The following is a 23,820-nucleotide window of genomic DNA, read 5'->3' as shown; positions in this document are numbered from 1 at the left end:
GTGGTCCGGGCATCATGGCCGGACCGTTTCGAAACCTTATCAGATGGTTGATGCGGGCTGTGACGCGCTTTCACGAGCGTGGCACGGTGGTCGCGGTTCCTGCGGGGGCCGAGACAACTGGAACGGTGCGTCCCTCGGGTGTGCCGAACCGGCAAGGCGTCAGGAGTGTTCCGCAAGGGCACATGCAAAGACCGCGTCTGCGCACCTGACGCCTTTTCCTTTTCCCAGGCTATTGGGCAATCAGGCTGCCACTTACCTTTCGCCAAATGCGAGAAGGGGTTCTTGTGTGACCACAAGAACCCCAACGTCGTGTCAGATATGCAATGCCGCGTCTATGCACCTGTGGCTCTATTATAGCCACGATATGCTGGATCATTCAACAATATATTGAGGGCGGCAAAGTTCTTGCCCCAAAATGGAGGGGATCAGATGTTTTCCTGAACGTCGCTTGCCGTGTTGGTAATTGCGTCCCCGGCTTTCTCGATATCCCGACCAACGCCTTTTGCAGTTTCGCAGGCGGTCAGGGCCAGCAGGGTCAGTCCAATCAGAGCGGTGCGGATCATCTGTGTCTCCATAGGTGTTTGCTATGCCGTGCCTAGCAGTTTTTCAAAAGCGAAACCAGCGTTTTGCAGCGGAATCAGTCCTTGCGGATGAAAGGGCCAAAAAGCGCGGTCAGCAGGAAGATTATAGCGGCGGCACAGACGATGCTGGGACCCGCCGGTGTGTCGGCCAGATAGGCACCGCCGAGCCCACCCAAAGCGGCGAGGGACCCGATCACGGCGGCGAAAGCAGCCATGCTTTCCGGGGTTTTGACCAGCGACCGCGCCCCGGCTGCCGGAATGACCAACAGTGCGGCGATCAGCAGGATGCCAACCACTTTGATTGCGACTGCAACGGCCAGCGCCATGGCGAGGGTCAGCCAAAGCTCCTCGCGTTTGGGGTCGATGCCTGATGCATAGGCCAGATCGGGGTTCAGCGTGGCGACCAGCAAAGCAGACCACCTGAGTGTCATCACTGTCAGGATCAGCGCTCCTCCGATCCAGATGGTGGCAAGGTCCCCTTTGGTCACGGCCAGAATGTCGCCAAACAGAAAAGCGTTCAGGTCAAGACGTACATCTGACAACAGCGCCACCGTCACCAGACCTGCCGCCAGCGCGGTATGTGCGATGACGCCCAGCAAAGTGTCCATGGCAAAACCTTTGCCGCGCAACAACGTTACGGCCAAACCCATGGTAAGGGCCGAGGCCAGGATCGCGGGCAGAAGCGGAAGCGAGAAAGCTAGCGACAGCGCGACCCCAAGGACCGACGCATGGGCCGTGGCTTCTCCCATATAAGCCATTCGGCGCCAAACGACGAAACAACCCAAAGGGGCCGCGGCAATCGCCACGCCAACACCAGCCAGCGCTGCGCGCACCATGAAGTCATCCAGCATCAATGTGCCTCATCATGCGAGTGATCATGGTCATGCGAATGGCTGTGCTGATGCTGGTAGAGCGCCATGGTCCCCTTAGTGCCACTGCCGAACAGCGCACGGTATTCAGGCGCATCAGCAACCGTTCGCGGCGACCCTTCACAGCAGATATGTCCGTTCAGGCACAGAACCCGGTCCGAGGCCGCCATGACCACGTGCAGATCGTGGCTGACCATGACGACTGCACAGCCGATATCGCGGCGCACCTGCTCGATCCGTTGGTAAAAGGCCGCGGCACCCGGTTGATCCAATCCTTGCGTGGCCTCATCCAGCAGAAGCACTTGGGGTTTCTCCAATAGGGCGCGGGCCAGTAGGACACGCTGGAACTGCCCGCCGGACAGTTTGGTCATTTGCCGGTTTCTGAGATCCGGTACACCTGCCAATTCAAGGGCCTGAACCGCCTCTTGCGCCGGGACCCGTCGGGGTAGGCCGAGGAAACGCTGCACGGTCATCGGCAAGGCCGCATCCAAAGCCAGTTTCTGAGGGACATATCCAATGCGCAGGTTTGGCGCACGGTGGACTGTTCCTTCTGCTGGCGGGATGGCACCGATCATGGCGCGCAGTAAGGTCGATTTGCCCGATCCGTTCGGACCGACAATTGTCACGATCTCGGCCTCGGACACCGATGCGTTGACGTTTTCCAGAATTGTGCGCCCATCCACCCGGATCGTCAGGTCCTTGAGAGTGATCAGTGGGGTCGTCACGCCTGTGTTCCAATACATTCCGGGCACAGGCCCTCAGCCTCGACCACGACGCGTTCGATTTGAAAGCCGGATGTGTTTGCAGCAACGCCCAGACGGCCCTGCGTCAGTTCGGTTTCGGTTTCGGCGACCGCTTTGCAAGATCGGCAAATCAGAAAGGCTGGTACGTGATCATGGGTGGGGTGCGCGCATGCTGCATAGGCATTGAGCTGCTCAATGCGGTGGACAAAGCCGTGTTGCACCAGAAAATCCAGTGCCCGATAGACTACGGGGGGTTGTGACCCCATGCCTTCCGCAGCCAGCACGGCCAGGATGTCATAAGCACCCATAGCCTTGTGTTTTTCCAGCAAAATTTCAAGAACCCGCCGTCGAACTGGCGTAAATTGCAAACGTTTTGCTTTGCATTTCGCCTCAGCTTGGGCGAGGGCGGTATGTACGCAATGGGCGTGATCGTGCTGTCTGAAACCGACGGTGCTCATCCGGTGCTCCGAATTATTTTTGGCTTGATATGTTATAACGTCGGGCATATCAAGCGACCAAGAAATGTAATAACATATCACTCGAGGGTAAATATGCGACGGTCAGTTCTTTGTGCTGTGGGCTCTGTGTTGGCAAGTCAGGCGGTCGCCGAGCCGCCTAAAGTAGCGACGGATATTGCGCCTGTTCATTCGTTGGTCGCGCAGGTCATGAACGGTGTTGGAGAGCCCGCGTTGATCATCCCGGCCGGATCTTCGCCGCATGACCACGCCATGCGCCCATCCGAAGCGCGGGCGCTGCAATCGGCCGATGTCGTGTTCTGGGTCGGCGAAGAGCTAACGCCATGGATGGAGAAGCCGCTGGATGCACTGTCTGGCGATGCGCGCCTCGTCACTTTGTTGGATGCGGAAGGTACGGTGCTGTATGAATTCCGCGACGTGGTTGCAGATGACCATCACGATCATGACGAACATGAAGACCACGATGGTCACGATTCGCATGATGAACACGAAGAACATGACGATCACGCCGGGCATGACGATCACAAAGATCATGAAGAACATGCGGGACATGACGATCATGACGGTCATGACAAAGATGATGAGCACGCGGCGCACGAGGATCATGATGATCACGCCAGCCACGACGATGATCATGACGACCACGCAGACCACGATGACCATGGTCATGATCATGACGGCGTCGACCCGCATGCCTGGCTCGACCCTGCAAACGGGCGTGTTTGGGTCCATGTCATTGCTGAGACGCTGGCCGCGTCAGACCCGGAGAACGCCGCCATTTACAGGGAAAATGCAGAGCGCGCCAATGCGGAGCTGCTTGAGTTGGAAGCCCAGATTGCCACAAAAATCGCTGGGATGCAGGATCACCGGTTTATTACGTTCCACGACGCCTATCAGTATTTCGAAAACCGTTTTGGGCTGCAAACATCCGGCTCCGTAAGTCTCGGCGATGCGTCCAACCCTGGGCCTGCGCGACTGGCCGCGCTGCAAGAGAAGGTAGCAGAGGATTCAATCCAATGTGCCTTCGCCGAACCTCAATACGACACGCGCCTTGTCGAGACAGCGATCGAAGGTTCTGGGGCCGGAGTTTATGAATTGGACCCGCTTGGCGTCGACGTCACCCCCGGAACCGATCATTACTCGGCGATGCTATTGGGGATGGCGCAGGGTTACGTGAATTGTGCCAGCGGGTCCTGAGCCGCGCTCAGGCTGCTTCTTCGGTGCAAAACAGCTCGTAAACAAGTTCCAGCATCCGGCGGGGGCGATCATCTGCCAAACGGTAGAAGATCGCCTTGCCCTCGCGTCGGGGCGCGACCAGCCCCTCAAGACGCAGGCGAGACAGTTGTTGGGACACTGCGGCTTGTCGCGCCGACAAAAGTTCTTCCAGTTCGGTGACCGATTTTTCGCCAGAGACCAAATGGCACAAGATCATCAGCCGCCCTTCGTGGCTAATGGCTTTCAGGAAGTTCGACGCGTCCGTTGCGTTCCCCGCGATCTGTTCGAGGTTCTGAGGTGACATATCCTGTGAAATCTGGAGCAGTGCCATTTATATTTTCCTTGTGGGCCCGGTCGACGGGCGAGTGTTTTCGATTTTCAATGATCTCCGCTGTGCGGAGGCCGTCTGCCTGTATTTTGACCAATTGCCCCCATATGCATGAATCAAAATGACGTGATGGGATGATGCTTGCACATGATTGTGAGGCTCTGTGTGCAAGATGCGTGTTTTTCGAGTCCGAACGGTCTCATTTGCACAAGAAGATACAGAAGTCTTTGGCCCCCCTTGCAGCCCCTCAGTGGCAGCACTAAGACTCGGGTAACGTTTCTTCGGGTATTGTCCCGATCCATAGCAAAGCAGGCAGGTTCCGTATGTTCGATCCCGTTGATACCTATATGAATACGCTCGTCCCCATGGTGGTCGAACAGACAAGCCGTGGCGAACGCGCCTATGATATTTTCTCGCGCCTTCTGAAAGAGCGGATCATTTTCATCAACGGCCCGATCCATGACGGGATGAGCCATTTGATCGTGGCCCAATTGCTGCATCTTGAGGCCGAGAACCCGAACAAGGAAATCTCGATCTACATTAATTCGCCCGGCGGCGTAGTGACCAGCGGTTTGTCGATCTACGACACAATGCAGTATATCAAGCCGAAATGTTCGACATTGGTGATCGGTCAGGCGGCCTCAATGGGGTCGGTTCTGCTGGCCGGGGGCGAGAAGGGGATGCGCTTTTCGTTGCCTAACAGCCGGATCATGGTGCACCAGCCCAGCGGTGGCTATCAGGGTCAGGCTAGTGACATCATGATCCACGCGGCCGAGACGCAAAAGCTGAAGGACCGTCTGTATGACATTTACGTGCGCCATACAGGACAGACAAAAAAGGCGGTTGAAAAGGCGCTGGACCGTGACAATTTCATGAGCCCGGAAGAAGCAAAAGAATGGGGCCATATCGACGAAATCGTCGAAAACCGTGCAAAAATGGACGGGGACGACGCCTAGGAATCTGTGCCCGTGTTGACCACGTTGGGTACATTTTTGAGATTGTAGCCGCCCCGGTGGTGGCCTAAGCTGCACCAACAAGCGGCAAACGCGGCCCCGGGCGGGGCCGCAGAGACGAAGCCCGAAAGGTATAACATGGCGACGAATTCAGGCGGCGACGGCAAAAATACGCTCTATTGCAGCTTTTGCGGCAAGAGCCAGCATGAGGTGCGCAAGCTGATTGCCGGACCCACAGTATTCATCTGTGACGAATGCGTCGAACTGTGCATGGACATCATCCGCGAAGAGACCAAGGCCAGTGGCCTGAAGTCCAGCGACGGGGTGCCGACGCCCAAGGATATCTGCGAGGTTCTAGACGATTACGTGATCGGTCAGGCCACCGCCAAGCGCGTTCTGTCGGTTGCGGTTCACAATCACTACAAACGTCTAAACCATGCTCAGAAAGCGGGCAGCGATATTGAGCTGGCGAAGTCCAACATTCTGCTGATCGGCCCGACCGGCTGCGGCAAGACGCTGCTGGCCCAGACGCTGGCGCGTATTCTGGATGTGCCCTTCACCATGGCGGATGCGACGACCCTGACCGAAGCCGGCTATGTGGGCGAGGATGTCGAGAACATCATTCTGAAACTGCTGCAAGCGTCGGAATACAATGTCGAGCGTGCGCAACGCGGCATCGTCTATATTGACGAAGTCGACAAGATCACGCGCAAGTCCGAAAACCCCTCGATCACCCGCGACGTATCGGGTGAGGGCGTGCAGCAAGCGCTTCTGAAACTGATGGAAGGCACAGTGGCCAGCGTTCCGCCGCAGGGCGGACGCAAGCATCCGCAGCAGGAATTCCTGCAGGTGGACACCACGAATATCCTGTTCATCTGCGGTGGCGCATTTGCGGGTCTGGACAAGATCATCGCGCAGCGCGGCAAAGGTTCGGCCATGGGCTTTGGTGCTGATGTGCGTGACAATGATGACCGGGGCGTGGGCGAGATTTTCAAAGATCTTGAGCCCGAAGACCTGTTGAAATTCGGCCTGATACCAGAATTCGTCGGTCGTCTGCCAGTTCTGGCAACGCTTGAGGATCTGGACGAGGATGCTCTGGTTACTATCCTGACCAAGCCCAAGAACGCGCTGGTCAAGCAATACCAGCGTCTGTTCGAGCTGGAAGATGCCGAGCTGGCCTTTACCGATGACGCACTTAAGGCGATTGCCAAGAAGGCGATCGAACGGAAAACCGGGGCACGTGGTCTGCGCTCGATCCTGGAAGATATCCTGCTGGATACGATGTTCGAACTTCCAGGTCTGAAAAACGTGACCGAAGTTGTGGTCAACGAAGAGGCCGTGACCTCAGAGTCGCAACCGCTCATCATCTATGCGGATGCAGCGGAATCTGCGTCAGCCGGGTAAACCGCTTAATTTCAAACACATACGGCGCGGTTTTCCGCGCCGTTTTCTTGTGAGGCGCAGGAATGATCAAACGTATTTCGTCCGGTGGTGAGTTTGAAGCCAAACTCGGATATTGCCGGGCTGTTGTTGCAGGTGGCTGGGTCCATGTTGCGGGCACAGTCGGGCAAGGCAATGACGTGGTCGAGCAGTGCCGTTCGGCGTTGACGATCATTGAAAAGGCGCTGGCTGAGGCCGGAGCTGGGTTTGCTGACGTGGTCCGCGTGACGTACATGTTGCCTGACAAGGCCGAGTTCGAATCCTGCTGGCCAATCCTGAGCGAGACATTCGGCGCGAACCCACCGGCGGCAACGATGATCGAATGTGGGTTGATCGACCCGAAATACCGGATTGAAATCGAAGTGGCCGCATATCTGCCGGAATGACAGGTGTGATCCTTGTGAGACTGGACCTTGGCGCGCCTTTGGTCCATATCTGCGGAAACAGAATTGCCGGAGGCAGCCCATGGGTATCCTGAACAATCTCTTGCGAGCCGTGACTTGGTGGAACGGGGCGACCTTGAACACGCAGATCTATACTGCACGCAAGGGTGAGAAGGTTGGCGAAGATGACCAGGGTAACGTCTTTTATCGCAACGCCGATGACAGCAAGCGCTGGGTGATCTTCAATGGTGAGGCCGAAGCCAGCCGCATTGATCCTGACTGGCACGGTTGGCTGCACCGCACGTGGGATGAACCACCGACCGACAAGCCGCTGGCCCATAAATCATGGGAAAAACCGCATCAGGAGAACCTGACGGGCTCGGCGCTGGCATATGCACCGGCTGGGTCGCTGCGCCGCCCGGACCCGATTGAACGTTCCGATTACGAGGCCTGGAGCCCCGAATAAACGAGGCAATTTATGTCGAGCTATAACGTAACCGAAGTCCTAGTTGGCGGCGCTGTTTTAGCCTGTGCCGTTGCGTTTGGCATCTATGCCAGCCAATCCACAGGCCTGTCGCAGGGCGGTACAGGGTACGAACTGGGGGCCTCGTTCCGGTCGCTGGAGGGCGTGGGCGTAGGGACAGATGTGCGCCTTGCCGGGGTTAAAATCGGAACTGTGACGGGGGTAACCCTTAATTCCGATACCTACCGCGCAGATACAACCTTTTCGATCTCGGACGGCATTCTGGTGCCCGATGATAGCGCGATCGTGATTTCCTCCGAAGGGCTGCTGGGCGGCAACTTCGTTGAGGTAATGCCTGGTGGTTCGCCCTTTTATTTCGAGCCGGGTGACGAAGTTACCGACACGCAGGGCGCGGTCAGCCTGATCTCATTGCTGGTTAAATTCGTTGCCGGGGACGGCAGCTGATGCGACGCGCGGCCCTTGTCGCGGCCTTGTTGGCCGCAACGGGCGTTTCGGCCCAGCAAAAGGTCCAATCCGGGCCGGGAGCGATGTTGCGCGGGTTGGACAAGGTCAGCGGCCAGACCGTGGATGTCCAGATGCAAAATGGTCAGACCGAGGCAATCTTTGGTCTGGATGTAGCCTTGGGCGACTGCCGATATCCAGCCGAAAACCCGACCGGTGATGCTTTTGCCTATCTGACGATTTGGGAAAATGGCAAGACAGATCAACTGTTTGACGGTTGGATGATTGCAACAGCTCCAGCGTTGAACGCGCTGGATCACGCGCGGTATGACGTCTGGGTTATCCGTTGTATCACGCCTTCGGCGGATTGATCCAAAGCCGCGGCAAAGTCCGCCTCAAGTTTGATTGCCTCTTCTAGTTCCTGCCGGTATCGCGCGCGCGGTATCTCGATTGCGCCCAGCGAGGCCAGGTGCGCTGTCAAAAACTGCGTGTCAAACAGCTGAAACCCGGTTCTTCGTAGCCGGTCAATCAAAAAGGCCAACGCGATTTTCGACGCATCCGTACGGCGGGAAAACATGCTCTCACCAAAGAAAGCTGCGCCAAGGGTCACGCCATAGACGCCGCCAACCAACGCGGATTCGTCCCACACCTCCAGCGAATGCGCATGGCCCGAGCGGTGAAGCTGTTGGTAGAGCAGGTGCAATTCGCTATTGATCCATGTATCTGCGCGGTCGGCACAGCCATCGACCACCGAAGCGAAGTCTTGATTGATGCTGATCGAGAATCCGCATTTGCGCATCCGCCGCGCCAGACTGCGAGAAATGTGAAACCCGTCCAGCGGAAACACGCCGCGAAACTTGGGATCGACCCAGAACAACTCCGGGTCGTCGCGGTGCTCGGCCATCGGAAAAATGCCGACGGAATAGCCATGTAGCAAAAGTTCCGGCGAGAGGCTCATGCAGGACATCCCGCGGTCGAAAGGCCAAGGCCCTTCGACCGGGTTGTGTTAATCGGCCATGTTCTCCGCAAGCCAGTGCTCCAGCCAGTGGATGTTGTAGTCACCGCTGTGAAGATCAGGCTCTTGCAGCAAGGCGTGGAACAGAGGCACGGTGGTGTCGATCCCGTCCACGATCAGCTCGCCCAAGGCACGTTCCAGACGCGCTAGCGCCTCGGCCCGGTCGCGGCCCTGTACGATCAGCTTGGCAATCAACGAGTCGTAGTAGGGCGGGATCGAATAGCCGTCATAGAGCGCCGAATCCATCCGTACGCCCAGACCACCCGGCGCGTGATACGCTGTGATCTTGCCGGGGCAGGGCGAGAAGTTGGGCAGCTTTTCCGCGTTGATCCGAACTTCGATGGCGTGGCCATTGATCTCCAGATCGTCTTGACCAAACGACATGTCTTCGCCGGCCGCCACGCGGATTTGCTCGCGCACTAGATCGACGCCGAAAATGCCCTCGGTCACCGGGTGTTCCACCTGCAGGCGGGTGTTCATTTCGATGAAATAGAACTCGCCGTTTTCGTACAGGAACTCGATTGTACCCGCGCCGATATAGTTGATCTTGGCCACCGCGTCCGCGCAGACCTTGCCGATCTTGGCGCGTTCCTCGGGGGTGATGCATGGCCCGGGGGCCTCTTCAAACACTTTCTGGTGGCGGCGCTGCAGGGAACAATCGCGTTCGCCCAGATGGACGGCATTGCCCTTGCCATCACCAAAGACCTGAATCTCGATATGGCGGGGCGTGGTCAGGTATTTCTCGATATAGACCTCGTCATTGCCAAAGGCAGCCTTGCCTTCGGCACGCGCGGTCATGAAGGCGCTTTCCATCTCATCCGCGTTCATCGCGACTTTCATGCCGCGTCCGCCGCCACCGGCGGTGGCTTTGATGATGACGGGATAGCCGAATTCCTCGCCGATACGTTTGGCGTCTTCCAGCGTGGGGACGCCGCCGTCGGAACCCGGAACGCAAGGCACGCCCAGTTCTTTCATCGTGTCCTTGGCGGTGATCTTGTCACCCATGACGCGGATATGTTCGGCGGTCGGGCCGATGAAAGTTATGCCATGATCTTCTACGATCTGCACGAACTCGGCATTCTCGGAAAGGAAGCCATAGCCGGGATGGATCGCCTGCGCGCCGGTGATCTCGCAGGCTGAGATGATAGCGGGCACGGACAGATAGCTTTGCGGGCTGGGCGGAGGGCCAATGCAAACCGACTCGTCCGCCATGCGCACATGCATCGCGTCGCTGTCGGCTGTCGAATGCACGGCGACCGTCTTAATCCCCATCTCGCGCGCGGCGCGGATGACGCGCAGGGCGATCTCGCCTCGATTGGCAATCAGGATTTTGTCGAACATGGGCCCGCCTTACTCAACGATGACCAGAGGCGTGCCGAATTCCACTGCGTCGCCGTCGCCCACCAAAATACGCTTGATGGTGCCGGATTTCGGCGCATGGATGTGGTTCATGGTTTTCATCGCTTCCACGATCAGCAGCGTGTCGCCCTCGGACACCGACGCACCGACCGAGATAAAGGCAGGCGCGCCCGGTTCGGGCTGCATGTAAACGGTGCCCACCATGGGCGAGGTTACGGCACCGGGGTGGCTGGCGGGGTCTTCGGCTGCCGCAGGGGCTTCGGCCGGAGCAGCAGCAGGTGCGGCTGCTGGGGCAGCAGCGGGGGCTGCTGCCGGGACGGCAACCTGAACAGGAGCGGCTGCGGCTTGGTTCATGCGGCTGACGCGCACGTTCAGGCTGTCTTCTTCGCCATATTCGCGTTTGACCTGCAACTCGGTCAGGTCGTTTTCGCGTAGCAATTCGGCAAGAGCCTTGATGAATGCCACATCCGCTTCGTGTTTAGTGTCTGTCATGAGTGTCCTCGACGGTTCCCCTTGGCCCGTCTGTGCGTTGCGGGCTTTGATCTGATTACGCAGCGTTATAATCTATGCGTCCAGCCATGAAAAGCGCGTCTCGGCCTGTCTGAACCGGGTTTGGTTAAGTTTTCGGTAGGGAAATAAACCTAGAGCGGCATTCCGGAAAGTTTCGCCACCAATTCCGGTAGTTTTCGCGCTCCGAATTTCTCCAGCAGCCGGGCGCGGTACGCTTCGATGGTGCGGTAACTCAGGCCCAGTTCCACGCCGATTTCCTTGGCTGACAGGCCACGGCAGGACAGGATCGCAACCTCGCGCTCGCGCGTGGTCAACTCGACCAGGGGGCGTTCTTCCGAGATGTCGGAAAAGCTCCAGATTCCATGCCGGAATGGGTCGTCCGGCGTTAGGGACCGACCGCGTGCACGGCACCAGAACAGGTCGCCATTGCGCCGCCGCATGACCCGTTCGTCCGTGTAATATCCTGTGTCACGCATCACTTGAAGGCTGCGCGCGCCAATCCGTTCCCAATCCGCGACCGAGGGGTAAAGGTGCAGCAGAGGCATGTTGCGGTACTCGAATTCTTCCCCGCCAAAGGTGCGGGCGAATTGCAAGTTGCACCGTCGGATGATCCGGTTCTCCAGCTCGACAAGGCCGATTGGGGCATATTCGAAGGCGGGGTCGCTCATCCCGCTATGGTGCCGGGATTTTAGTGGGATGAGAAGGGGGAAGGCCGGGAATATGTTCCTGGCTTGACCTGTGATTTTGTTAAGGTTGTAAAGATGGTGGGAAAATTGGACTATAAGTAATAGAAATATATCAAGAGTTCCGAAAATTCCACGGGTAATGACAGGGAAAGTGCAGCTATGAGGGACGCGCTGACAGGAAGTCGAATCCGCGAAAGGCGTCAGATCGCCGGTCTACGTCAGGCCGAACTGGCGCGCCGTGTGGGTATTTCGGCTTCTTACCTGAACCTGATCGAACACAATCGCCGCCGGATCGGGGGGAAATTACTGGTCGATATTGCGGCGGCTCTGTCGGTTGAGCCTTCGGTCTTGACGCAGGGGATCGAAGCCACCCTAATCTCGGCCCTGCGTGAGGCTGCGGTAGACGCAGTTGGTCAGCAGGCTGAGGTTGATGCGCTTGAGGAATTTGCTGGGCGGTTTCCCGGTTGGGCGGGGGTTCTGGCGCAGATGCACCGCCGGGTGGTTTCGCTGGAACGCACCGTTGAAACCCTGTCCGACCGTCTGACCCATGACCCGCATTTGGCGGCCTCTATGCACGAGGTGCTGTCGACCGCCGCCGCGATTCGGTCTACAGCTGCCATTCTGGCTGAAACACATGAGATTGAGCCTGAATGGCAGGATCGATTCCACCGCAACCTTCATCAGGATGCGGAGAGGTTGGCAGATAGCTCCAAATCGCTGGTGGCTTACCTGGACGACACCGAAACCGCCGATGATCGGCGCGGGGTGCCGCTGGAAGATGTTGAGGCGTTCTTTGAACGTCACGACCATCATTTTCCCGAAATCGAGGCTGGTGCGGACCCTTCAGACTTGGACCTGAGCGGTTTTGATTCGACGGCGGCCCGGACTGTGACCCGCGGGTTTCTGGACGTCTATGCAACCGATGCACGTGCTATGCCTTTGGACGCGGTGAAAGCGGGGCTGGACGGTGCTGAACCAGACCCGCTGAAACTGGCTGCTCAATTCAACGTGGATATCGCGACCGTCCTGCGGCGACTTGCGGCTTTGCCCGAAGGCGTGCTGCGGCGACCGACAGGGCTGGTTATTTGCGATGCATCCGGCAGCATCCTGTTCACCAAATCCGTTCCGGGCTTCGCAATGCCCCGATTTGGCGAGGCCTGCCCCCTTTGGCCCCTGTTTCAGGCGCTGAATCGCCCTCTGGTTCCGATCCGTCGCCGGATCGTGCAGCTTGGTCGCTCGGCTGCCGAGTTCGATTGCTTTGCCTACGCGTGGCCGCAAGGGGTCGCAGGCTACGATGATGCGCCTGTTTACCATTCGGTCATGTTGGTCCGGTCGGTTGAAGAGGGCCAGCCCAGTGATCAGGCCATCGCACGTGTAGGTCCCAGTTGCCGGGTGTGCCCCAACGATGATTGCGCGTCGCGCCGCGAACCATCGATTCTGAGCGAAGGTTTTTGACAGTTTCCCGACAGACGGCGTAAGCTGGCGCTGACGGTTTGTGGATGGATGATCCGTCTCGGGGAGGAATACGACAAATGAGCCGCAAGGTTCTGTTGATTGAGGATGAGCCCAACATTGCCGAGGCCATTCGGTTCCTGTTGACGCGTGAGGGTTGGCAGGTCGAAACGCACTCGGAAGGGACGGACGCGATCGAGGTGATCCAGGGCGCACAGCCTGATCTGGTGATTCTTGATGTCATGTTGCCGGGCAAAAGTGGCATGGATATTCTGCGTGACCTGCGCGAACTGGACGATATGCGCAGCTTGCCGGTTTTGATGCTGACCGCACGCGGGCAATCGCGCGACCGCGAGATGGCTGAAAACGCTGGGGTCAGCCGCTTTATGACTAAGCCGTTTTCCAATGCCGAGGTGCTGACAGCCGTACGCGACTTGCACGCTCAGGCCACGCAATCATGAGCAACGGCGGGGATCGACAGCCTCCGGGCGTTCGGCCTTCGCTGTTTCTGGAACGCCAGAGTTACCGCCGCCGCCGGCTGATGGACGCCGCGCGACTGCTTCCGATTCTGGGGGCTGCGCTGATCGCCATTCCGTTGCTGTGGCCGGAATCCGAAGGCGACAACGGTGTGCCCCTGTCCTCGGCCATGTTCTACATTTTCTTTTGCTGGGGCCTGCTGATCGGGGTCAGCTTGATCTTTGGCTTCGCAGCTAGGCGCAGCGCTAGCCGAGATGACGCCGAATCGGATGCGGACAAATGGCAACGCTGAACGTTCTAATCCTTGTTTGTCTGGGCTATGTCGTGCTGTTGTTTGGCGTCGCTTTTGCGGCAGACCGGTTGGCGGCGGCAGGCAAGGGTGCGTGGTTGCGCTCACCTCTGATCTATACGCTGTCTCTGTCAATCTATTGTACTGCCTGGACTTTTTACGGCGCTGTAGGCAATGCTGCCCGCTCGGGGCTGGAATTCGTTACGATCTATCTTGGCCCCACGCTGGTGATGATCAGTTGGTGGTGGGGTCTGCGCAAACTGGTGCGGGTGGGGCGCAGTCAGCGGGTGACGTCAATCGCCGACCTGATCTCGTCCCGGTATGGCAAGTCGAACACGCTGGCAATCGGCGTGACCATACTGGCTGTGCTAGGCGGCACGCCTTATATCGCGCTGCAACTGCAATCCATCACTCTGTCCTTTTCGATCTTTGCCGAGGCCGACCCCACAGGGCTTTACCGCGAAGGATCAAGCGTGTTTTGGGTTGCGGCAGGGCTGGCTGTTTTCGCCATTTTGTTTGGAACGCGAAATCTGGACGCCAACGAGCGCCACCACGGCGTGGTCACTGCAATTGCGGTTGAATCCGTCGTCAAACTTTTTGCGCTTCTGGCGGTGGGCATCTTTGTTGTCTGGGGCATTGCCGGCGGTGTCGAGCCAATGATGGACCGTATTGACGCCTCGGAGATAGGTCAGTGGAACGTCGATGCCGGTCGCTGGACAACCTTTGTCTTTCTGTCCGCTGCGGCCTTTGTCTGTCTGCCCCGCATGTTTCAGGTCATGGTCGTCGAGAACGCAGATGAAGCGCATCTGAGGACTGCCGCCTGGGCCTTTCCGCTATATCTTCTGTTGATGAGCCTGTTCGTGGTGCCGATCGCTGTGGTCGGGCTTGACCTGTTGCCCGACGGCTCGAACCCCGATCTGTTTGTGCTGACGGTACCGCTGTCGCAGGGCAATGAATGGCTGGCCATGCTGTCATTTATCGGAGGATTTTCGTCGGCCACATCCATGGTGATCGTCACCGCCATGGCGCTGTCGACTATGGTGTCGAACCATGTGGTTATGCCCATTTGGCTGAGCACGCAGGAGGGGGGCGGATCCGTCTCGGGCGATGTGCGCAACGTTGTTTTGATGGCGCGACGCGTGTCTATCGCAGTGATCATGGCGTTTGGGTACTATTATTACCGATTGTCAGGTGGTGGAGCGGCGCTTGCGTCAATCGGGTTGGTGGCTTTTGCCGGAATTTCGCAAATCTTACCCGCTTTGGTCGGCGGGCTGTTCTGGAGAGGGGCCACGCGGACCGGCGCGCTTGTTGGTCTGACGACCGGGTTTCTGCTTTGGATATATACGTTGTTGCTGCCAGGAATGGGCGGTGTCCTGATGACCGACAGCGTCTTGCAGCACGGACCTTTCGGGCTGGGCTGGTTACGCCCGCAGGCGCTGTTCGGGATCGAGGGCATGGATCCAATGGTCCATGCGGTGATGTGGTCTCTGTCGTTGAACACGATGGCGTTCTGCGTGGCTTCGCTGCTGAGCTTCCCTAGCCCGCTGGAACGGTTGCAGGGCGCGCAATTCGTCAATGTGTTTGACCATTCCGTTGCCCCGCGTGGCTGGAGTGGATCGGTCGCACAAAGCGAAGACCTGATGATCATGACCCAGCGGATTCTGGGGGCCGGTCCCGCGCAGGAATTCTTTCAGGCCGAAGCCCAACAACAGGGTGGCCGCACGCGCCTGCCCGAACCGACGCCTGTCTTTCTGGAGCGCCTGGAACGGGAACTTAGCGGTTCGGTCGGGGCGGCGACGGCCCACGCGATGATCGGTCAGATCGTGGGAGGCTCGTCGGTTTCGGTCGAAGACCTGCTGGCGGTGGCCGACGAATCGGCGCAATTGTTGGAATATTCCAGCCAGCTTGAGGTGAAGTCAGCCGAACTCAGTCGCACTGCGCGGCAACTGCGCGAGGCCAATACCAAGCTGACCCAAATCTCGGAGCAGAAAGACAGTTTCCTCAGCCAGGTCAGCCATGAATTGCGCACCCCCATGACCTCGATCCGGGCGTTTTCCGAGATCATGCGGGACACGGACGGGCTGAGCGTCCAGGAACAGACGCGCTATGCCGCCATCATCCATGACGAGGCGCTGCGCCTGACGCGGCTGCTGGACGATTTGTTGGACCTCAGCGTTCTGGAAAGCGGTCGGGTCAGTTTGAACATGGGTGGCGATACGCTGCGGTCCGTGCTGGATCGGGCTGTTTCCAGCGCTTTGGCCGGAGGAAGCCATACTTTGACCGTTCGGCGTTCAATCGCGTCTGAACGCCTGCCGCTCCATACCGATCTTGATCGTCTGGGGCAGGTCTTCATCAATCTGATCACGAACGCCCAGAAGTATTGCGACGCGGATGAGCCGGTTCTGACGATTTCCGCCCATGATGTAGGGGGACAAGTCGTGGTCGATTTCACCGATAACGGCAGCGGCATTCCTCCCGAGGCGCAGTCGATGGTGTTTGAGAAATTCGCTCGGATCGGCGGTGACAAAGCCGGCGGGGCGGGATTGGGTCTGGCGATCTGCCGGGAAATCATTCAGCGCCTTGGCGGAGAGATCACCTACTTGCCCGGTCAAGGCGGCGCAGCGTTCCGCGTTCGCGTGCCGTTGGCCTATCGGCAGGCCGCGCAATAGCTTTTTTGTAAAGACATTGGTAACCGCCGCTGGGTTAGACCAGAGAAGATGAAGTAAATTGGCGGTTTAGGCTATGGCACAACCGGTCAACGCGGTGTTGGCGCGCAAACTCTCGGTCGGGCAAGAAGGGCAGGGGGATGGCCCTCGTTCTGCCCTGCGCGCTTTTCGGCTGGGGTTTGCCCGCGCCGCGGGGGATCGGTTGAACTTACCTCTTTCAGTCATCGGGGCGAAGCAGTCAGAAAGATCTCCGGATGTACTGGGCGATTTTGCAGGCGACGATTGGTTGTTGTTGCGCTTCTCAGATCCCGATGGAGTCGCGGCAGCGGTATGTATGGATATCGGGGTGGTATCGGCCATCCTTCAGGTGCAAACGATCGGAGAGGTCATGCCTGACCCTCCTGCCGGTCGTTCGTTCACAGACACGGATGCCGCCATGGTCGCGCCAATGGTCGAAGAGGCACTGCGTCGCGCCGATGCTTTAGCCGATCCCACTGGCGGCCAGCCTGGCCTAACCGGTTATGAATTCAAAGCCCGTCTTGCTGATATGCGATCGTTGTCCCTGGCCATGGTTGAGGACGCATATTTGACCTTTGATCTGACGGTCGAATTGAGTGGCGGGTTGCGTCAGGGCCATATTGCACTGCTATTGCCCGAGCGGGCGGGCACGGATGCTGAAATTGTGCCCGAAGACCCCTCGGGGCCGAGCCTGGAGCAGGCAACCGGGGTTGTCCGGGCCGAATTGAACACGGTGATTTGCCGGATGAACCTGCCGCTGGCTGCATTGTCGGGGCTCTCGGCGGGCGATGTATTGCCGCTTACCGGCTCCCGGTTGGATCGGGCCGAGGTTCTGACCATAGATCGCACCCGTGCCGCGGTCGGACGATTGGGCCAATGTGGCGGGATGCGAGCAGTGCGGCTAAATGAATATGCACCACTGCCAGCACTGGCCAATACCGAAGAGTTTCTGGAAGCCCGGTTGGCCACCGAGCAACCTCACCACGCAGAAACAGCGAGGCAAGAAGGTCAGCCCTCGATAAAGGAGCCCGATCTGACAGCAGAGACACTGGAATTCAACGACTCTGATCAGATCGCCGCCGAAATTTCCAAACTCGCTGGTTTGGAAAACAACCCGGATGCATTTGGGTAAAGCGGTAGATCAGTCTGTCGAGCCGCGAATTTGGTCCAGCGTCGGGCGCAGGTTCTCCAGTGCGTAACCCGCCTTGGTTGTGGCCTCTAGAATGTCATCGGTGCTCATCCGGTCACATTGTCCCAAGGCCCAGACAACCGAGCATCGCGTGCCAGAGGCGCAATAGGCCAGAACCGGCCCGGTGCAGTTTTCGGCAAGGTCACGCTGACGGGCCACGTTTTCCGGCGTCATCGTCTGGTGGGTCAGTTCCAGAACCTCATATTCCAGCCCTGCCGCCCGAACAGCCTGACCGATTGCGTCAGACTGCATATCGACCGGCACCTCAGTATTCGGGCGGTTGCAGATAACCTTCACGAAACCTGCATCGACAATGGCTGGGACATCCTCGACCGTGATTTGCGGCGAGACGGCGTAGCGGGGGGTGATGGGGCGAATCTCCATCCTGTTTGATTAGGCCGCGTTGGCCGCCCTGTCCAGTTTCGACCCCACCGCAGGGGCCGCATACATCCCCGCAATCATCGCAAGAAGGAACACAATCCCGCCAACTCCGCCATATGAGATCGACGCAATGGCCGGTCCGGGGCACAGGCCCGACAGCCCCCAACCCATCCCGAACATAACCGAGCCGATGATCAGGTTGCGGTCAAGCTCGGGAGCGGATGGGGCCGGAAACGTCCCGCCAGTCAACGGGCGGCGGTGCTCGGCCAGTCGCCAGGCAAAGAACATGGGCACGATCGCGCCGCCCATCACAAAGGCCAGCGTCGGGTCCCAATTTCCGAAAATGTCCAACCAACCCTGAACTTTGGTGGTGTCGGTCATGCCCGACAAAAGCAGCCCCGCGCCGAAAAGGGACCCTGCAAGGAGGGAAATCACCATACGCATCAGATCAACCCCAGCAGGTGGCGCAGGAACACCAAGATTACGGCACCGGCGCCAATATAAATTACCGTCGCCACGATGCCGCGCAGCGAAAACCGGGAGATGCCGCAAACCCCATGCCCCGACGTGCAGCCATTGGCGATCCGAGTGCCGACCCCAACCAGCAGGCCCGCAATAATGACGACCGAGAGATTGCCTGTCAGATGTGTCGCGGGCGCGGGAGATAGAAGCAGGCTGAGAATCAGGGGCATTCCGACAAGTCCTGCGATAAAGGCCAGTCGCTCCTTTGTACGGTCCGAGCCGTCGATCAGCCCGCCTAAAATACCGCTGGCCCCCATGATGCGACCGTTACCCAACAGGTAAATGGCAGCGCCCATCCCGATCATCAGGCCGCCGCCAAATCCCCAAATCCATTCCGTTTGCATTGTTTGCCCTTTCGACGGATCGTTACAGCTTGTTCAGTGGAACCTTCAGAAAAACATCGCCTTTTTCGTCCGCTGGCGGCATCTGGCCGGCCCGCATGTTGACTTGAAGGGAAGGAAGGATCAGACGCGGCATTCCCAGGGTCGCATCGCGCGCATCCCGCATCTCGACGAATTCTTCGATCGGGCGGCCCTGACCGATATGCACGTTCAGCGCCTTTTGTTCGCCCACGGTGGTTTCCCACGCGAACTCATCGCGGCCGGGGGCTTTGTAGTCGTGACCAACAAAGATCCGAGTCTCGTCGGGCAGGGAAAGGATCTTTTGAATCGAGTCATATAAGACCTCCGAGGACCCACCGGGAAAGTCACAGCGCGCGGTTCCGAAATCGGGCATGAACAGGGTATCGCCGACAAAAGCCGCATCGCCGATCACATAGGTCATGCAAGCCGGAGTGTGGCCGGGCGTATGCAGGACATCACCCCGCATCTGGCCGATGTGAAAACTGTCGCCTTGGCGGAACAGGGCGTCGAATTGGCTGCCATCGCGCTGAAACTCGGTCCCTTCGTTGAAGATTTTGCCGAAGGTTTCCTGAATGGTGACGATCTGGTCGCCGATGCCAATTTTCCCACCCAGTTCCTGCTGAAGGTAAGGCGCAGCCGACAGGTGGTCGGCATGGACATGACTTTCCAAAATCCATTCGACCTTCAGCCCGTTGGCGCGGACATGGCTGATGATCTCGTCGGCTGAACTGGTGCTCGTGCGACCCGAGGCATGGTCGAAATCCAGAACGCTGTCGATAATCGCGCAGGCTGTGCCTTCGGGTTCTTGCACCAGATAAGACACCGTGAATGTATCGGTGTCGAAAAATGCCTTGACCTTGGGTGTCATCTTGCCCTCCGCTTGTCTTTCTCTTTATATAGTAAGTCTGGAATATATCGCAATCAAGCTTGCGTGACTTGATGCCTGTCAAGGCAGATTAGCCGGAAATCGACTAGACTTTAACCGTTCCGCAATTCGCCGCCGATTTTGCCTTACGTAACGGCAAGTTTATGCGCGACCGCGGGCGTGGATCAGCTAGTCTTAAAACAGTTACCTATATGGGTGTAGTCAGACAGCATTTGGGAGGATGACGATGTCTACAAGCAATTTGTATTCCGAAGCCGCGCGACTGGAAGAAAAGTTGCAGGGTGCCTGTCTGGAAACTCGTCTGGCCTTGCAGCCTAGCGTTACAAAGGTAATCGATCGGATGCGCCAGCAGGGCGTTCACGTGCCATCGCGGCTGCGTCGCCTGGATGCGGCCCTTTGCGAAGATGCAATGGAAGCGCAGTTCGACAACTTGCCAGTATGACGTACAGGTTTAGCTGAACGAAATTCCCAGGATCACCAGCATCAGGCCCAGGACCGACAAAAACAGGGATGCCAGATTCCACGGCAGAACCCCCTGAACAACGGCGCGCAGTTCATCATCAGACAGGCCCGATTTGCGGGCCTTCATCACGCGCAGGATACACCAGACCAGCCCCAGGAGACCGGCAAGCGACAGGGCGGCTCCGCCCCAGGTGATGAGTTCGAACATTTGGCCTCGCAATCTTTTGCTGATGCGCATTGCGCTTACCGGATCGCATTGTGGCGCACAAGCCCGGCCTGCGATTGACCGCTTGCGGCGCCGGCGGGTGCGATGTATCCGGCATATTGCCGCTGCCACCGCGGCAGGACCGCAACCTCTGGGAGAGACGTAGATGGAAGATATGACCGAAGACCAGGCCACCGCCAATTACCGCGTGACCGCCGGAGAACTGCGCCAATTTATCGAGCGGTTCGAGCGTCTGGATGCCGAGAAAAAAGACATCGCAGAGCAGCAGAAAGAGGTTATGGCCGAAGCCAAGGCCCGCGGCTACGACACCAAGGTGATGCGCAAGGTCATTGCCCTACGTAAACGCGACAAGGACGACATCGCCGAGGAAGAGGCGGTCCTTGAAATGTACAAAGAAGCGCTTGGCATGAGCTAAAGGCCCTTTGCAAACGCCCACACCCGGCGTTTGCCCATCCCTCTGTACCTAGAGGGGCGCGTTGCGCGGGCTCAGAACCTGAACCCCGCTCATATTTGCCAACCGAGCTACGTCCTGTTCGTACAGCTCCGAGAATGCATCAACGATTTCTGCGTTCCATCCGGGAAGCTCAAGCTCCTCTTCAAGCCTGTCCGATTCGGCGTGTTCCTCAAAAATGTGGAACAACTGGACCTGAAGGGCTTCAGGATCGTTGGCTTCAGTGTCCAAGGCTGCCTGCGCCAGAACTTGCCCCTCTGCAGTCAACAACGACAAGATCAGGTCATATTCTCCGGTCAGGGCTGCGGTTTCTGGTATCCCGCTGACTTGGCGCACAACATTGCCCCAGATGAGGGGGGTGTCTTCGTTGCACCAAAGCGTAATCTTCACATCCGGGGCGAGATCACGAATATCCTCGATCATGCCAATCCAGCTCAGACAGCTTAGATCTGTTGTGCGCAGAATCTCTTCCCGATCTGGGTCGGGCAGGGCCATCAGCAGTTTCGGGATGAAACTGCCCGGATTTCTAAGGGCGAAATACAGATTTATAGGTTCTTCTGGAAAGGCCTGCTGCAACAGCGCCATCCTGCGCCCGGCATCGGGATAAAGTTGGCCGTCGCGCAGAAGATTCCCCTGATCACCCACGAAATTGTCGTTCAGGAAAATGGCACGCTTGGTCGCCGCGTCCACAGGCAAGGCCAGTCGCATTTTCTTGATTGCGTCAGGTGACAGAGTTCGAATATCCGGCCCGCCGAAATTCGGTTTGAAATACTGACGATACCGACGAGGGCCAAAGAACCGCGCGCCACACTCGCTGAGCAACGCACCATTCGCCTGAAGCGACCTTTGCAGCCGCCCCTGATCCGTAAAAGCGGCCCCAGCGTGGATCGCAAACTGCATATCCGGCTCTTGTCCCTGCATCTTCTTGCCTCGTTTGTCGGGTTACAGGTTGCAACCCGCGCAGTCAAACCCGCCTCAACTAACCCTTCGCTTGCCTCGCCAACGACGAAACAAGAATTTCCCTAAGTTGCGGTGAAATTTCGGGCTTGCAGTCGCGCGGCAGAGAAAGTAATCGACACCCAGTGCCCCTATAGCTCAGCTGGTAGAGCAACTGATTTGTAATCAGTAGGTCCGCGGTTCGAGTCCGTGTGGGGGCACCACTTTAACATCCAGTTGCGTTCGATTTTGACTGATAGTAGCTTGTAGTTGCAGGATTTCTACTTTCGGATTGTCCGATGTTGTCCTGCCACGTGCGCTGTAATCTGCCCCCAAATGGGGTACCAAATTGGGGTACGTGCCACACGGTGACTGGAAGGTACCCCCAATTCCTGTTTTGAGCGACGCACGGATTCGGGCTCTGAAACCTAGGGAGAAGCCCTACAAGCAGGCCGATTTTGACGGGCTTTATTTGCTGGTGAAGCCGAACGGTTCGAAACTCTGGCGCTTCAAGTATCGTTGGTTCCAAAAGGAAAAGCTGCTGGCGCTGGGCGAAAGTAATTGTGAGATCCCAGCTGATACCGGGAATAAACCCGGCTTTCGCGAGACGGTTTGGTACCCGACAAACGATCGGATCGTGCATGAGTGGCAAGTCTATGCTGGGCGCTTTGAGACTTCGACCAAACGCGCCCATCTGCGGAGCATCCGCATGCTGGAGGTTTTCCTAGGAGGCAAAGCCTTCGACAAGGTCACGCCAAAGGACGCCGCAGACTTTCGTGATCATTTGGTCAATCTTGGCCAAACGCTCAAAGAGCATGGTGGTTTGGGTAATTCTACCATCCGGCACCACGCGTCGCAGGTTCGCCAGTTCTTCGAATGGCTCCGGCTTCAGGACGGCTACAAGCGTTTGAGTCAAAACATCCCACTCTATCTGGAGCTTCCAAAGGCGGTACACGCCAAAACCCTGCCGCGTGATGATCGCGACTATCTGACGATCGAGCAGGCGGAAAAGATGTTGGAGAAGATGCCTGATCGCACGATTGCGGAGCGCCGTGATCGCGCCATGGTGGCTTGTGCTTATGCCAGTGGGTTACGCGCCGCAGCGCTCACTACGCTGAGACTGAAACATATTGACCTTTGTAAAGGGGAGCTGGTTCAGGACGCCTTAGAAATGCGCGCAAAGAATGGGAAGAGCTTTCGCAGTGTTTTCTTCCCGCGTACTGAAGCCTTCCAAGAGGTTTTCGTAAGCTGGCTTTCGGAGCTAATGGTAATGGGCTTCACCCAAGACGACGCTGTCTTCCCTGAGCTTGCACATCTGAAACAACGAGGATCAGAGATCAGCCCCGTACCCCCGATGAAATCCTCCTCAGCCGTGAGCTGCGCCTTTGATCTCGCCACCTCCCAGATCGGACGCAAATGCACACCGCACTCTGTTCGTGATACGCTCAAGGCGCTTGGGGATGAGCTTTGCACCTCTCCCAAAGACCGTAAAGCCTGGTCCCTAAATCTTGGCCATACGAACGAAAAAATCACTGAAATCTACTATGGAAAAATGTCGGACCATCAACGTCGCAGCATTATCGAGGGGCTTTCTACTGGTGGTTTGCTAACCGCCAAGGAAAACGCGATGGTGCTCGACTTCTATGAAAGCCGCTTCGAACGGGGCAGTGACGAGTACAACATGGCAAAACGTTTGGCCGAAAGGCGTGCGGCTGCCCGCGATGGAGATGAGGTGCTGGAGTAGGGGGCATTTACCGCGCTGAACACGAGCGGCGGAGATGCGCAGAAGGTAGACTTCGGAAATCTACGAGAACAGCGCAAAAAATTTCTTTCACCAAACGCCGAACATGCTGAGACGGGGTTAGGCAAACTTACCGCTCACAATGTTCCAAAAGAATCTCTGTGAGGAACTAAGAATCCTTCAGGATTGCGTAATAAATTAGGTTCCGCACTTTTAGTCGGGGTTTTCTGCAGGTTTGGAAAGGTCGTGCGAATTGAAGGTGGGATCCAAATCAGTTCG

At 57.8% G+C, this 23,820-nt stretch carries 30 protein-coding genes and 1 tRNA gene; 16 read left to right on the top strand and 15 right to left on the bottom strand.

Going from position 1 to position 23,820, the window contains the following annotated elements; all coding sequences use genetic code 11:
* Positions 1-425: 425 nt before the first annotated feature.
* From GOV80_RS03180 to GOV80_RS03165, 4 genes are all read right to left on the bottom strand, one after another.
* On the bottom strand, positions 426-563 hold the full coding sequence (locus GOV80_RS03180) for an entericidin A/B family lipoprotein (protein WP_170770051.1): 138 nt from the start codon (positions 561-563) through the stop codon (positions 426-428).
* Between the two features lie 74 nt (positions 564-637).
* Complete coding sequence (locus GOV80_RS03175) at positions 638-1,432, bottom strand: metal ABC transporter permease (protein ID WP_170782807.1); 795 nt, start codon at positions 1,430-1,432, stop codon at positions 638-640.
* Positions 1,432-2,175, bottom strand: a complete 744-nt coding sequence (locus tag GOV80_RS03170) for a metal ABC transporter ATP-binding protein (RefSeq protein ID WP_331252082.1) — start codon at positions 2,173-2,175, stop codon at positions 1,432-1,434. Before GOV80_RS03170 ends, GOV80_RS03175 begins: the two co-directional genes overlap by 1 nt.
* Positions 2,172-2,651 carry a Fur family transcriptional regulator gene (locus tag GOV80_RS03165; protein WP_170782806.1) on the bottom strand — a complete coding sequence of 160 codons (480 nt, stop codon included), beginning with the start codon at positions 2,649-2,651 and terminating at the stop codon, positions 2,172-2,174. Before GOV80_RS03165 ends, GOV80_RS03170 begins: the two co-directional genes overlap by 4 nt.
* Positions 2,652-2,744: 93 nt before the next feature.
* Between GOV80_RS03165 and GOV80_RS03160 the strand changes: the two genes are divergently transcribed.
* Positions 2,745-3,866: a zinc ABC transporter substrate-binding protein gene (locus GOV80_RS03160; protein WP_170782805.1), complete on the top strand. Its 1,122-nt coding sequence runs from the start codon at positions 2,745-2,747 to the stop codon at positions 3,864-3,866.
* 7 nt (positions 3,867-3,873) lie between these two features.
* Here GOV80_RS03160 and GOV80_RS03155 read toward each other — a convergent pair whose 3' ends face one another.
* The gene (locus GOV80_RS03155) at positions 3,874-4,215 is read right to left on the bottom strand and encodes an ArsR/SmtB family transcription factor (RefSeq protein ID WP_170770056.1); all 342 of its coding nucleotides are present in this window, start codon (positions 4,213-4,215) and stop codon (positions 3,874-3,876) included.
* Between the two features lie 320 nt (positions 4,216-4,535).
* On the opposite strand from GOV80_RS03155, the gene GOV80_RS03150 reads away from it, so the two are divergent.
* From GOV80_RS03150 to GOV80_RS03125, 6 genes are all read left to right on the top strand, one after another.
* Complete coding sequence (locus tag GOV80_RS03150) at positions 4,536-5,168, top strand: ATP-dependent Clp protease proteolytic subunit (protein WP_170770057.1); 633 nt, start codon at positions 4,536-4,538, stop codon at positions 5,166-5,168.
* Positions 5,169-5,303: 135 nt separating this feature from the next.
* On the top strand, positions 5,304-6,569 hold the full coding sequence (gene clpX, locus GOV80_RS03145; protein ID WP_170770058.1) for an ATP-dependent Clp protease ATP-binding subunit ClpX: 1,266 nt from the start codon (positions 5,304-5,306) through the stop codon (positions 6,567-6,569).
* A 62-nt stretch (positions 6,570-6,631) separates the two neighbouring features.
* On the top strand, positions 6,632-6,991 hold the full coding sequence (locus tag GOV80_RS03140) for a RidA family protein (RefSeq protein ID WP_170782804.1): 360 nt from the start codon (positions 6,632-6,634) through the stop codon (positions 6,989-6,991).
* A 79-nt stretch (positions 6,992-7,070) separates the two neighbouring features.
* Positions 7,071-7,454, top strand: a complete 384-nt coding sequence (locus GOV80_RS03135) for an NADH:ubiquinone oxidoreductase subunit NDUFA12 (protein WP_170770060.1) — start codon at positions 7,071-7,073, stop codon at positions 7,452-7,454.
* A 12-nt stretch (positions 7,455-7,466) separates the two neighbouring features.
* Entirely contained in the window at positions 7,467-7,916 is a 450-nt protein-coding gene (gene mlaD / locus GOV80_RS03130; RefSeq protein WP_170770061.1) for an outer membrane lipid asymmetry maintenance protein MlaD, read from the top strand.
* On the top strand, positions 7,916-8,284 hold the full coding sequence (locus GOV80_RS03125; RefSeq protein WP_170782803.1) for a DUF2155 domain-containing protein: 369 nt from the start codon (positions 7,916-7,918) through the stop codon (positions 8,282-8,284). Before mlaD ends, GOV80_RS03125 begins: the two co-directional genes overlap by 1 nt.
* Here the strand turns inward: GOV80_RS03125 and aat are convergent.
* From aat to GOV80_RS03105, 4 genes are all read right to left on the bottom strand, one after another.
* Positions 8,230-8,871: a leucyl/phenylalanyl-tRNA--protein transferase gene (gene aat / locus GOV80_RS03120; protein ID WP_170782802.1), complete on the bottom strand. Its 642-nt coding sequence runs from the start codon at positions 8,869-8,871 to the stop codon at positions 8,230-8,232. The genes GOV80_RS03125 and aat overlap by 55 nt on opposite strands.
* 48 nt (positions 8,872-8,919) lie before the next feature.
* A complete protein-coding gene (gene accC / locus GOV80_RS03115) occupies positions 8,920-10,269 on the bottom strand; it encodes an acetyl-CoA carboxylase biotin carboxylase subunit (protein ID WP_170782801.1) in 1,350 nt (449 codons plus the stop codon).
* A gap of 9 nt (positions 10,270-10,278) precedes the next feature.
* Positions 10,279-10,779, bottom strand: coding sequence for an acetyl-CoA carboxylase biotin carboxyl carrier protein (gene accB / locus GOV80_RS03110; RefSeq protein ID WP_170770065.1), 501 nt, complete (start codon positions 10,777-10,779; stop codon positions 10,279-10,281).
* Between the two features lie 149 nt (positions 10,780-10,928).
* Positions 10,929-11,465, bottom strand: a complete 537-nt coding sequence (locus GOV80_RS03105; protein ID WP_170770066.1) for a LuxR C-terminal-related transcriptional regulator — start codon at positions 11,463-11,465, stop codon at positions 10,929-10,931.
* Positions 11,466-11,642: 177 nt separating this feature from the next.
* Here GOV80_RS03105 and GOV80_RS03100 point away from each other — a divergent pair, with 177 nt between their 5' ends.
* The 5 genes from GOV80_RS03100 (at position 11,643) to GOV80_RS03080 (ending at position 17,517) form a co-directional block, all read left to right on the top strand.
* On the top strand, positions 11,643-12,938 hold the full coding sequence (locus GOV80_RS03100) for a helix-turn-helix domain-containing protein (protein WP_170782800.1): 1,296 nt from the start codon (positions 11,643-11,645) through the stop codon (positions 12,936-12,938).
* 77 nt (positions 12,939-13,015) lie between these two features.
* A complete protein-coding gene (locus GOV80_RS03095) occupies positions 13,016-13,396 on the top strand; it encodes a response regulator transcription factor (RefSeq protein ID WP_170770068.1) in 381 nt (126 codons plus the stop codon).
* On the top strand, positions 13,393-13,704 hold the full coding sequence (locus tag GOV80_RS03090) for a hypothetical protein (protein ID WP_170770069.1): 312 nt from the start codon (positions 13,393-13,395) through the stop codon (positions 13,702-13,704). Before GOV80_RS03095 ends, GOV80_RS03090 begins: the two co-directional genes overlap by 4 nt.
* Positions 13,692-16,370: a sensor histidine kinase gene (locus GOV80_RS03085; protein WP_170782799.1), complete on the top strand. Its 2,679-nt coding sequence runs from the start codon at positions 13,692-13,694 to the stop codon at positions 16,368-16,370. Before GOV80_RS03090 ends, GOV80_RS03085 begins: the two co-directional genes overlap by 13 nt.
* A gap of 73 nt (positions 16,371-16,443) precedes the next feature.
* Positions 16,444-17,517: a flagellar motor switch protein FliM gene (locus GOV80_RS03080; RefSeq protein WP_170782798.1), complete on the top strand. Its 1,074-nt coding sequence runs from the start codon at positions 16,444-16,446 to the stop codon at positions 17,515-17,517.
* 9 nt (positions 17,518-17,526) lie between these two features.
* On the opposite strand, the gene GOV80_RS03075 is transcribed toward GOV80_RS03080, so the two are convergent.
* Genes GOV80_RS03075 through GOV80_RS03060 form a run of 4 tightly spaced genes read right to left on the bottom strand, consistent with a single transcriptional unit; the run spans position 17,527 to position 19,707 of the window.
* Complete coding sequence (locus GOV80_RS03075) at positions 17,527-17,958, bottom strand: protein tyrosine phosphatase family protein (RefSeq protein WP_170782797.1); 432 nt, start codon at positions 17,956-17,958, stop codon at positions 17,527-17,529.
* 9 nt (positions 17,959-17,967) lie between these two features.
* The gene (locus tag GOV80_RS03070) at positions 17,968-18,399 is read right to left on the bottom strand and encodes a DUF6691 family protein (protein ID WP_170770073.1); all 432 of its coding nucleotides are present in this window, start codon (positions 18,397-18,399) and stop codon (positions 17,968-17,970) included.
* On the bottom strand, positions 18,399-18,821 hold the full coding sequence (locus GOV80_RS03065) for a YeeE/YedE family protein (protein ID WP_170770074.1): 423 nt from the start codon (positions 18,819-18,821) through the stop codon (positions 18,399-18,401). Before GOV80_RS03065 ends, GOV80_RS03070 begins: the two co-directional genes overlap by 1 nt.
* 22 nt (positions 18,822-18,843) lie before the next feature.
* Positions 18,844-19,707: an MBL fold metallo-hydrolase gene (locus tag GOV80_RS03060; RefSeq protein ID WP_170770075.1), complete on the bottom strand. Its 864-nt coding sequence runs from the start codon at positions 19,705-19,707 to the stop codon at positions 18,844-18,846.
* Positions 19,708-19,951: 244 nt separating this feature from the next.
* On the opposite strand from GOV80_RS03060, the gene GOV80_RS03055 reads away from it, so the two are divergent.
* A complete protein-coding gene (locus GOV80_RS03055) occupies positions 19,952-20,167 on the top strand; it encodes a hypothetical protein (RefSeq protein WP_170782796.1) in 216 nt (71 codons plus the stop codon).
* 9 nt (positions 20,168-20,176) lie between these two features.
* Here GOV80_RS03055 and GOV80_RS03050 read toward each other — a convergent pair whose 3' ends face one another.
* Positions 20,177-20,395, bottom strand: coding sequence for a hypothetical protein (locus GOV80_RS03050; protein ID WP_170770077.1), 219 nt, complete (start codon positions 20,393-20,395; stop codon positions 20,177-20,179).
* A gap of 163 nt (positions 20,396-20,558) precedes the next feature.
* Between GOV80_RS03050 and GOV80_RS03045 the strand changes: the two genes are divergently transcribed.
* Positions 20,559-20,828 (top strand): DUF2312 domain-containing protein, encoded by a 270-nt coding sequence (locus GOV80_RS03045; protein WP_170614681.1) that lies wholly within the window; start codon positions 20,559-20,561, stop codon positions 20,826-20,828.
* A 48-nt stretch (positions 20,829-20,876) separates the two neighbouring features.
* Here GOV80_RS03045 and GOV80_RS03040 read toward each other — a convergent pair whose 3' ends face one another.
* Positions 20,877-21,785 carry a hypothetical protein gene (locus GOV80_RS03040; RefSeq protein WP_170782795.1) on the bottom strand — a complete coding sequence of 303 codons (909 nt, stop codon included), beginning with the start codon at positions 21,783-21,785 and terminating at the stop codon, positions 20,877-20,879.
* 163 nt (positions 21,786-21,948) lie between these two features.
* On the opposite strand from GOV80_RS03040, the gene GOV80_RS03035 reads away from it, so the two are divergent.
* Both GOV80_RS03035 and GOV80_RS03030 read left to right on the top strand, forming a co-directional pair.
* A tRNA-Thr gene (locus GOV80_RS03035) sits at positions 21,949-22,024 on the top strand.
* Positions 22,025-22,197: 173 nt separating this feature from the next.
* Complete coding sequence (locus GOV80_RS03030; protein ID WP_237215604.1) at positions 22,198-23,544, top strand: integrase arm-type DNA-binding domain-containing protein; 1,347 nt, start codon at positions 22,198-22,200, stop codon at positions 23,542-23,544.
* The last annotated feature ends 276 nt before the right edge of the window (positions 23,545-23,820 follow it).

The sequence above is a fragment of the Ruegeria lacuscaerulensis genome (assembly GCF_013034685.1).
Taxonomy (GTDB): domain Bacteria; phylum Pseudomonadota; class Alphaproteobacteria; order Rhodobacterales; family Rhodobacteraceae; genus Ruegeria; species Ruegeria lacuscaerulensis_B.
Note: the sequence above shows the minus strand (reverse complement) of the source record. Positions and strands in the feature narration are given on the sequence as shown.

Excerpts from the sequence above, each read along its gene's own strand:
- GOV80_RS03055 (WP_170782796.1), top strand. The coding sequence starts at position 19,952 with ATGTCTACAAGCAATTTGTATTCCGAAGCCGCGCGACTGGAAGAAAAG.
- GOV80_RS03125 (WP_170782803.1), top strand. The coding sequence starts at position 7,916 with ATGCGACGCGCGGCCCTTGTCGCGGCCTTGTTGGCCGCAACGGGCGTT.
- clpX (WP_170770058.1), top strand. The coding sequence starts at position 5,304 with ATGGCGACGAATTCAGGCGGCGACGGCAAAAATACGCTCTATTGCAGC.
- GOV80_RS03165 (WP_170782806.1), bottom strand. The coding sequence starts at position 2,651 with ATGAGCACCGTCGGTTTCAGACAGCACGATCACGCCCATTGCGTACAT.
- GOV80_RS03085 (WP_170782799.1), top strand. The coding sequence starts at position 13,692 with ATGGCAACGCTGAACGTTCTAATCCTTGTTTGTCTGGGCTATGTCGTG.
- GOV80_RS03040 (WP_170782795.1), bottom strand. The coding sequence starts at position 21,785 with ATGCAGGGACAAGAGCCGGATATGCAGTTTGCGATCCACGCTGGGGCC.
- GOV80_RS03080 (WP_170782798.1), top strand. The coding sequence starts at position 16,444 with ATGGCACAACCGGTCAACGCGGTGTTGGCGCGCAAACTCTCGGTCGGG.
- GOV80_RS03065 (WP_170770074.1), bottom strand. The coding sequence starts at position 18,821 with ATGCAAACGGAATGGATTTGGGGATTTGGCGGCGGCCTGATGATCGGG.
- GOV80_RS03100 (WP_170782800.1), top strand. The coding sequence starts at position 11,643 with ATGAGGGACGCGCTGACAGGAAGTCGAATCCGCGAAAGGCGTCAGATC.
- GOV80_RS03075 (WP_170782797.1), bottom strand. The coding sequence starts at position 17,958 with ATGGAGATTCGCCCCATCACCCCCCGCTACGCCGTCTCGCCGCAAATC.
- accB (WP_170770065.1), bottom strand. The coding sequence starts at position 10,779 with ATGACAGACACTAAACACGAAGCGGATGTGGCATTCATCAAGGCTCTT.
- GOV80_RS03105 (WP_170770066.1), bottom strand. The coding sequence starts at position 11,465 with ATGAGCGACCCCGCCTTCGAATATGCCCCAATCGGCCTTGTCGAGCTG.
- GOV80_RS03180 (WP_170770051.1), bottom strand. The coding sequence starts at position 563 with ATGATCCGCACCGCTCTGATTGGACTGACCCTGCTGGCCCTGACCGCC.
- GOV80_RS03090 (WP_170770069.1), top strand. The coding sequence starts at position 13,393 with ATGAGCAACGGCGGGGATCGACAGCCTCCGGGCGTTCGGCCTTCGCTG.
- aat (WP_170782802.1), bottom strand. The coding sequence starts at position 8,871 with ATGAGCCTCTCGCCGGAACTTTTGCTACATGGCTATTCCGTCGGCATT.
- GOV80_RS03070 (WP_170770073.1), bottom strand. The coding sequence starts at position 18,399 with ATGCGTATGGTGATTTCCCTCCTTGCAGGGTCCCTTTTCGGCGCGGGG.
- GOV80_RS03175 (WP_170782807.1), bottom strand. The coding sequence starts at position 1,432 with ATGCTGGATGACTTCATGGTGCGCGCAGCGCTGGCTGGTGTTGGCGTG.
- GOV80_RS03150 (WP_170770057.1), top strand. The coding sequence starts at position 4,536 with ATGTTCGATCCCGTTGATACCTATATGAATACGCTCGTCCCCATGGTG.
- GOV80_RS03045 (WP_170614681.1), top strand. The coding sequence starts at position 20,559 with ATGGAAGATATGACCGAAGACCAGGCCACCGCCAATTACCGCGTGACC.
- GOV80_RS03155 (WP_170770056.1), bottom strand. The coding sequence starts at position 4,215 with ATGGCACTGCTCCAGATTTCACAGGATATGTCACCTCAGAACCTCGAA.
- GOV80_RS03050 (WP_170770077.1), bottom strand. The coding sequence starts at position 20,395 with ATGTTCGAACTCATCACCTGGGGCGGAGCCGCCCTGTCGCTTGCCGGT.
- GOV80_RS03095 (WP_170770068.1), top strand. The coding sequence starts at position 13,016 with ATGAGCCGCAAGGTTCTGTTGATTGAGGATGAGCCCAACATTGCCGAG.
- GOV80_RS03160 (WP_170782805.1), top strand. The coding sequence starts at position 2,745 with ATGCGACGGTCAGTTCTTTGTGCTGTGGGCTCTGTGTTGGCAAGTCAG.
- GOV80_RS03060 (WP_170770075.1), bottom strand. The coding sequence starts at position 19,707 with ATGACACCCAAGGTCAAGGCATTTTTCGACACCGATACATTCACGGTG.
- mlaD (WP_170770061.1), top strand. The coding sequence starts at position 7,467 with ATGTCGAGCTATAACGTAACCGAAGTCCTAGTTGGCGGCGCTGTTTTA.
- accC (WP_170782801.1), bottom strand. The coding sequence starts at position 10,269 with ATGTTCGACAAAATCCTGATTGCCAATCGAGGCGAGATCGCCCTGCGC.
- GOV80_RS03135 (WP_170770060.1), top strand. The coding sequence starts at position 7,071 with ATGGGTATCCTGAACAATCTCTTGCGAGCCGTGACTTGGTGGAACGGG.
- GOV80_RS03140 (WP_170782804.1), top strand. The coding sequence starts at position 6,632 with ATGATCAAACGTATTTCGTCCGGTGGTGAGTTTGAAGCCAAACTCGGA.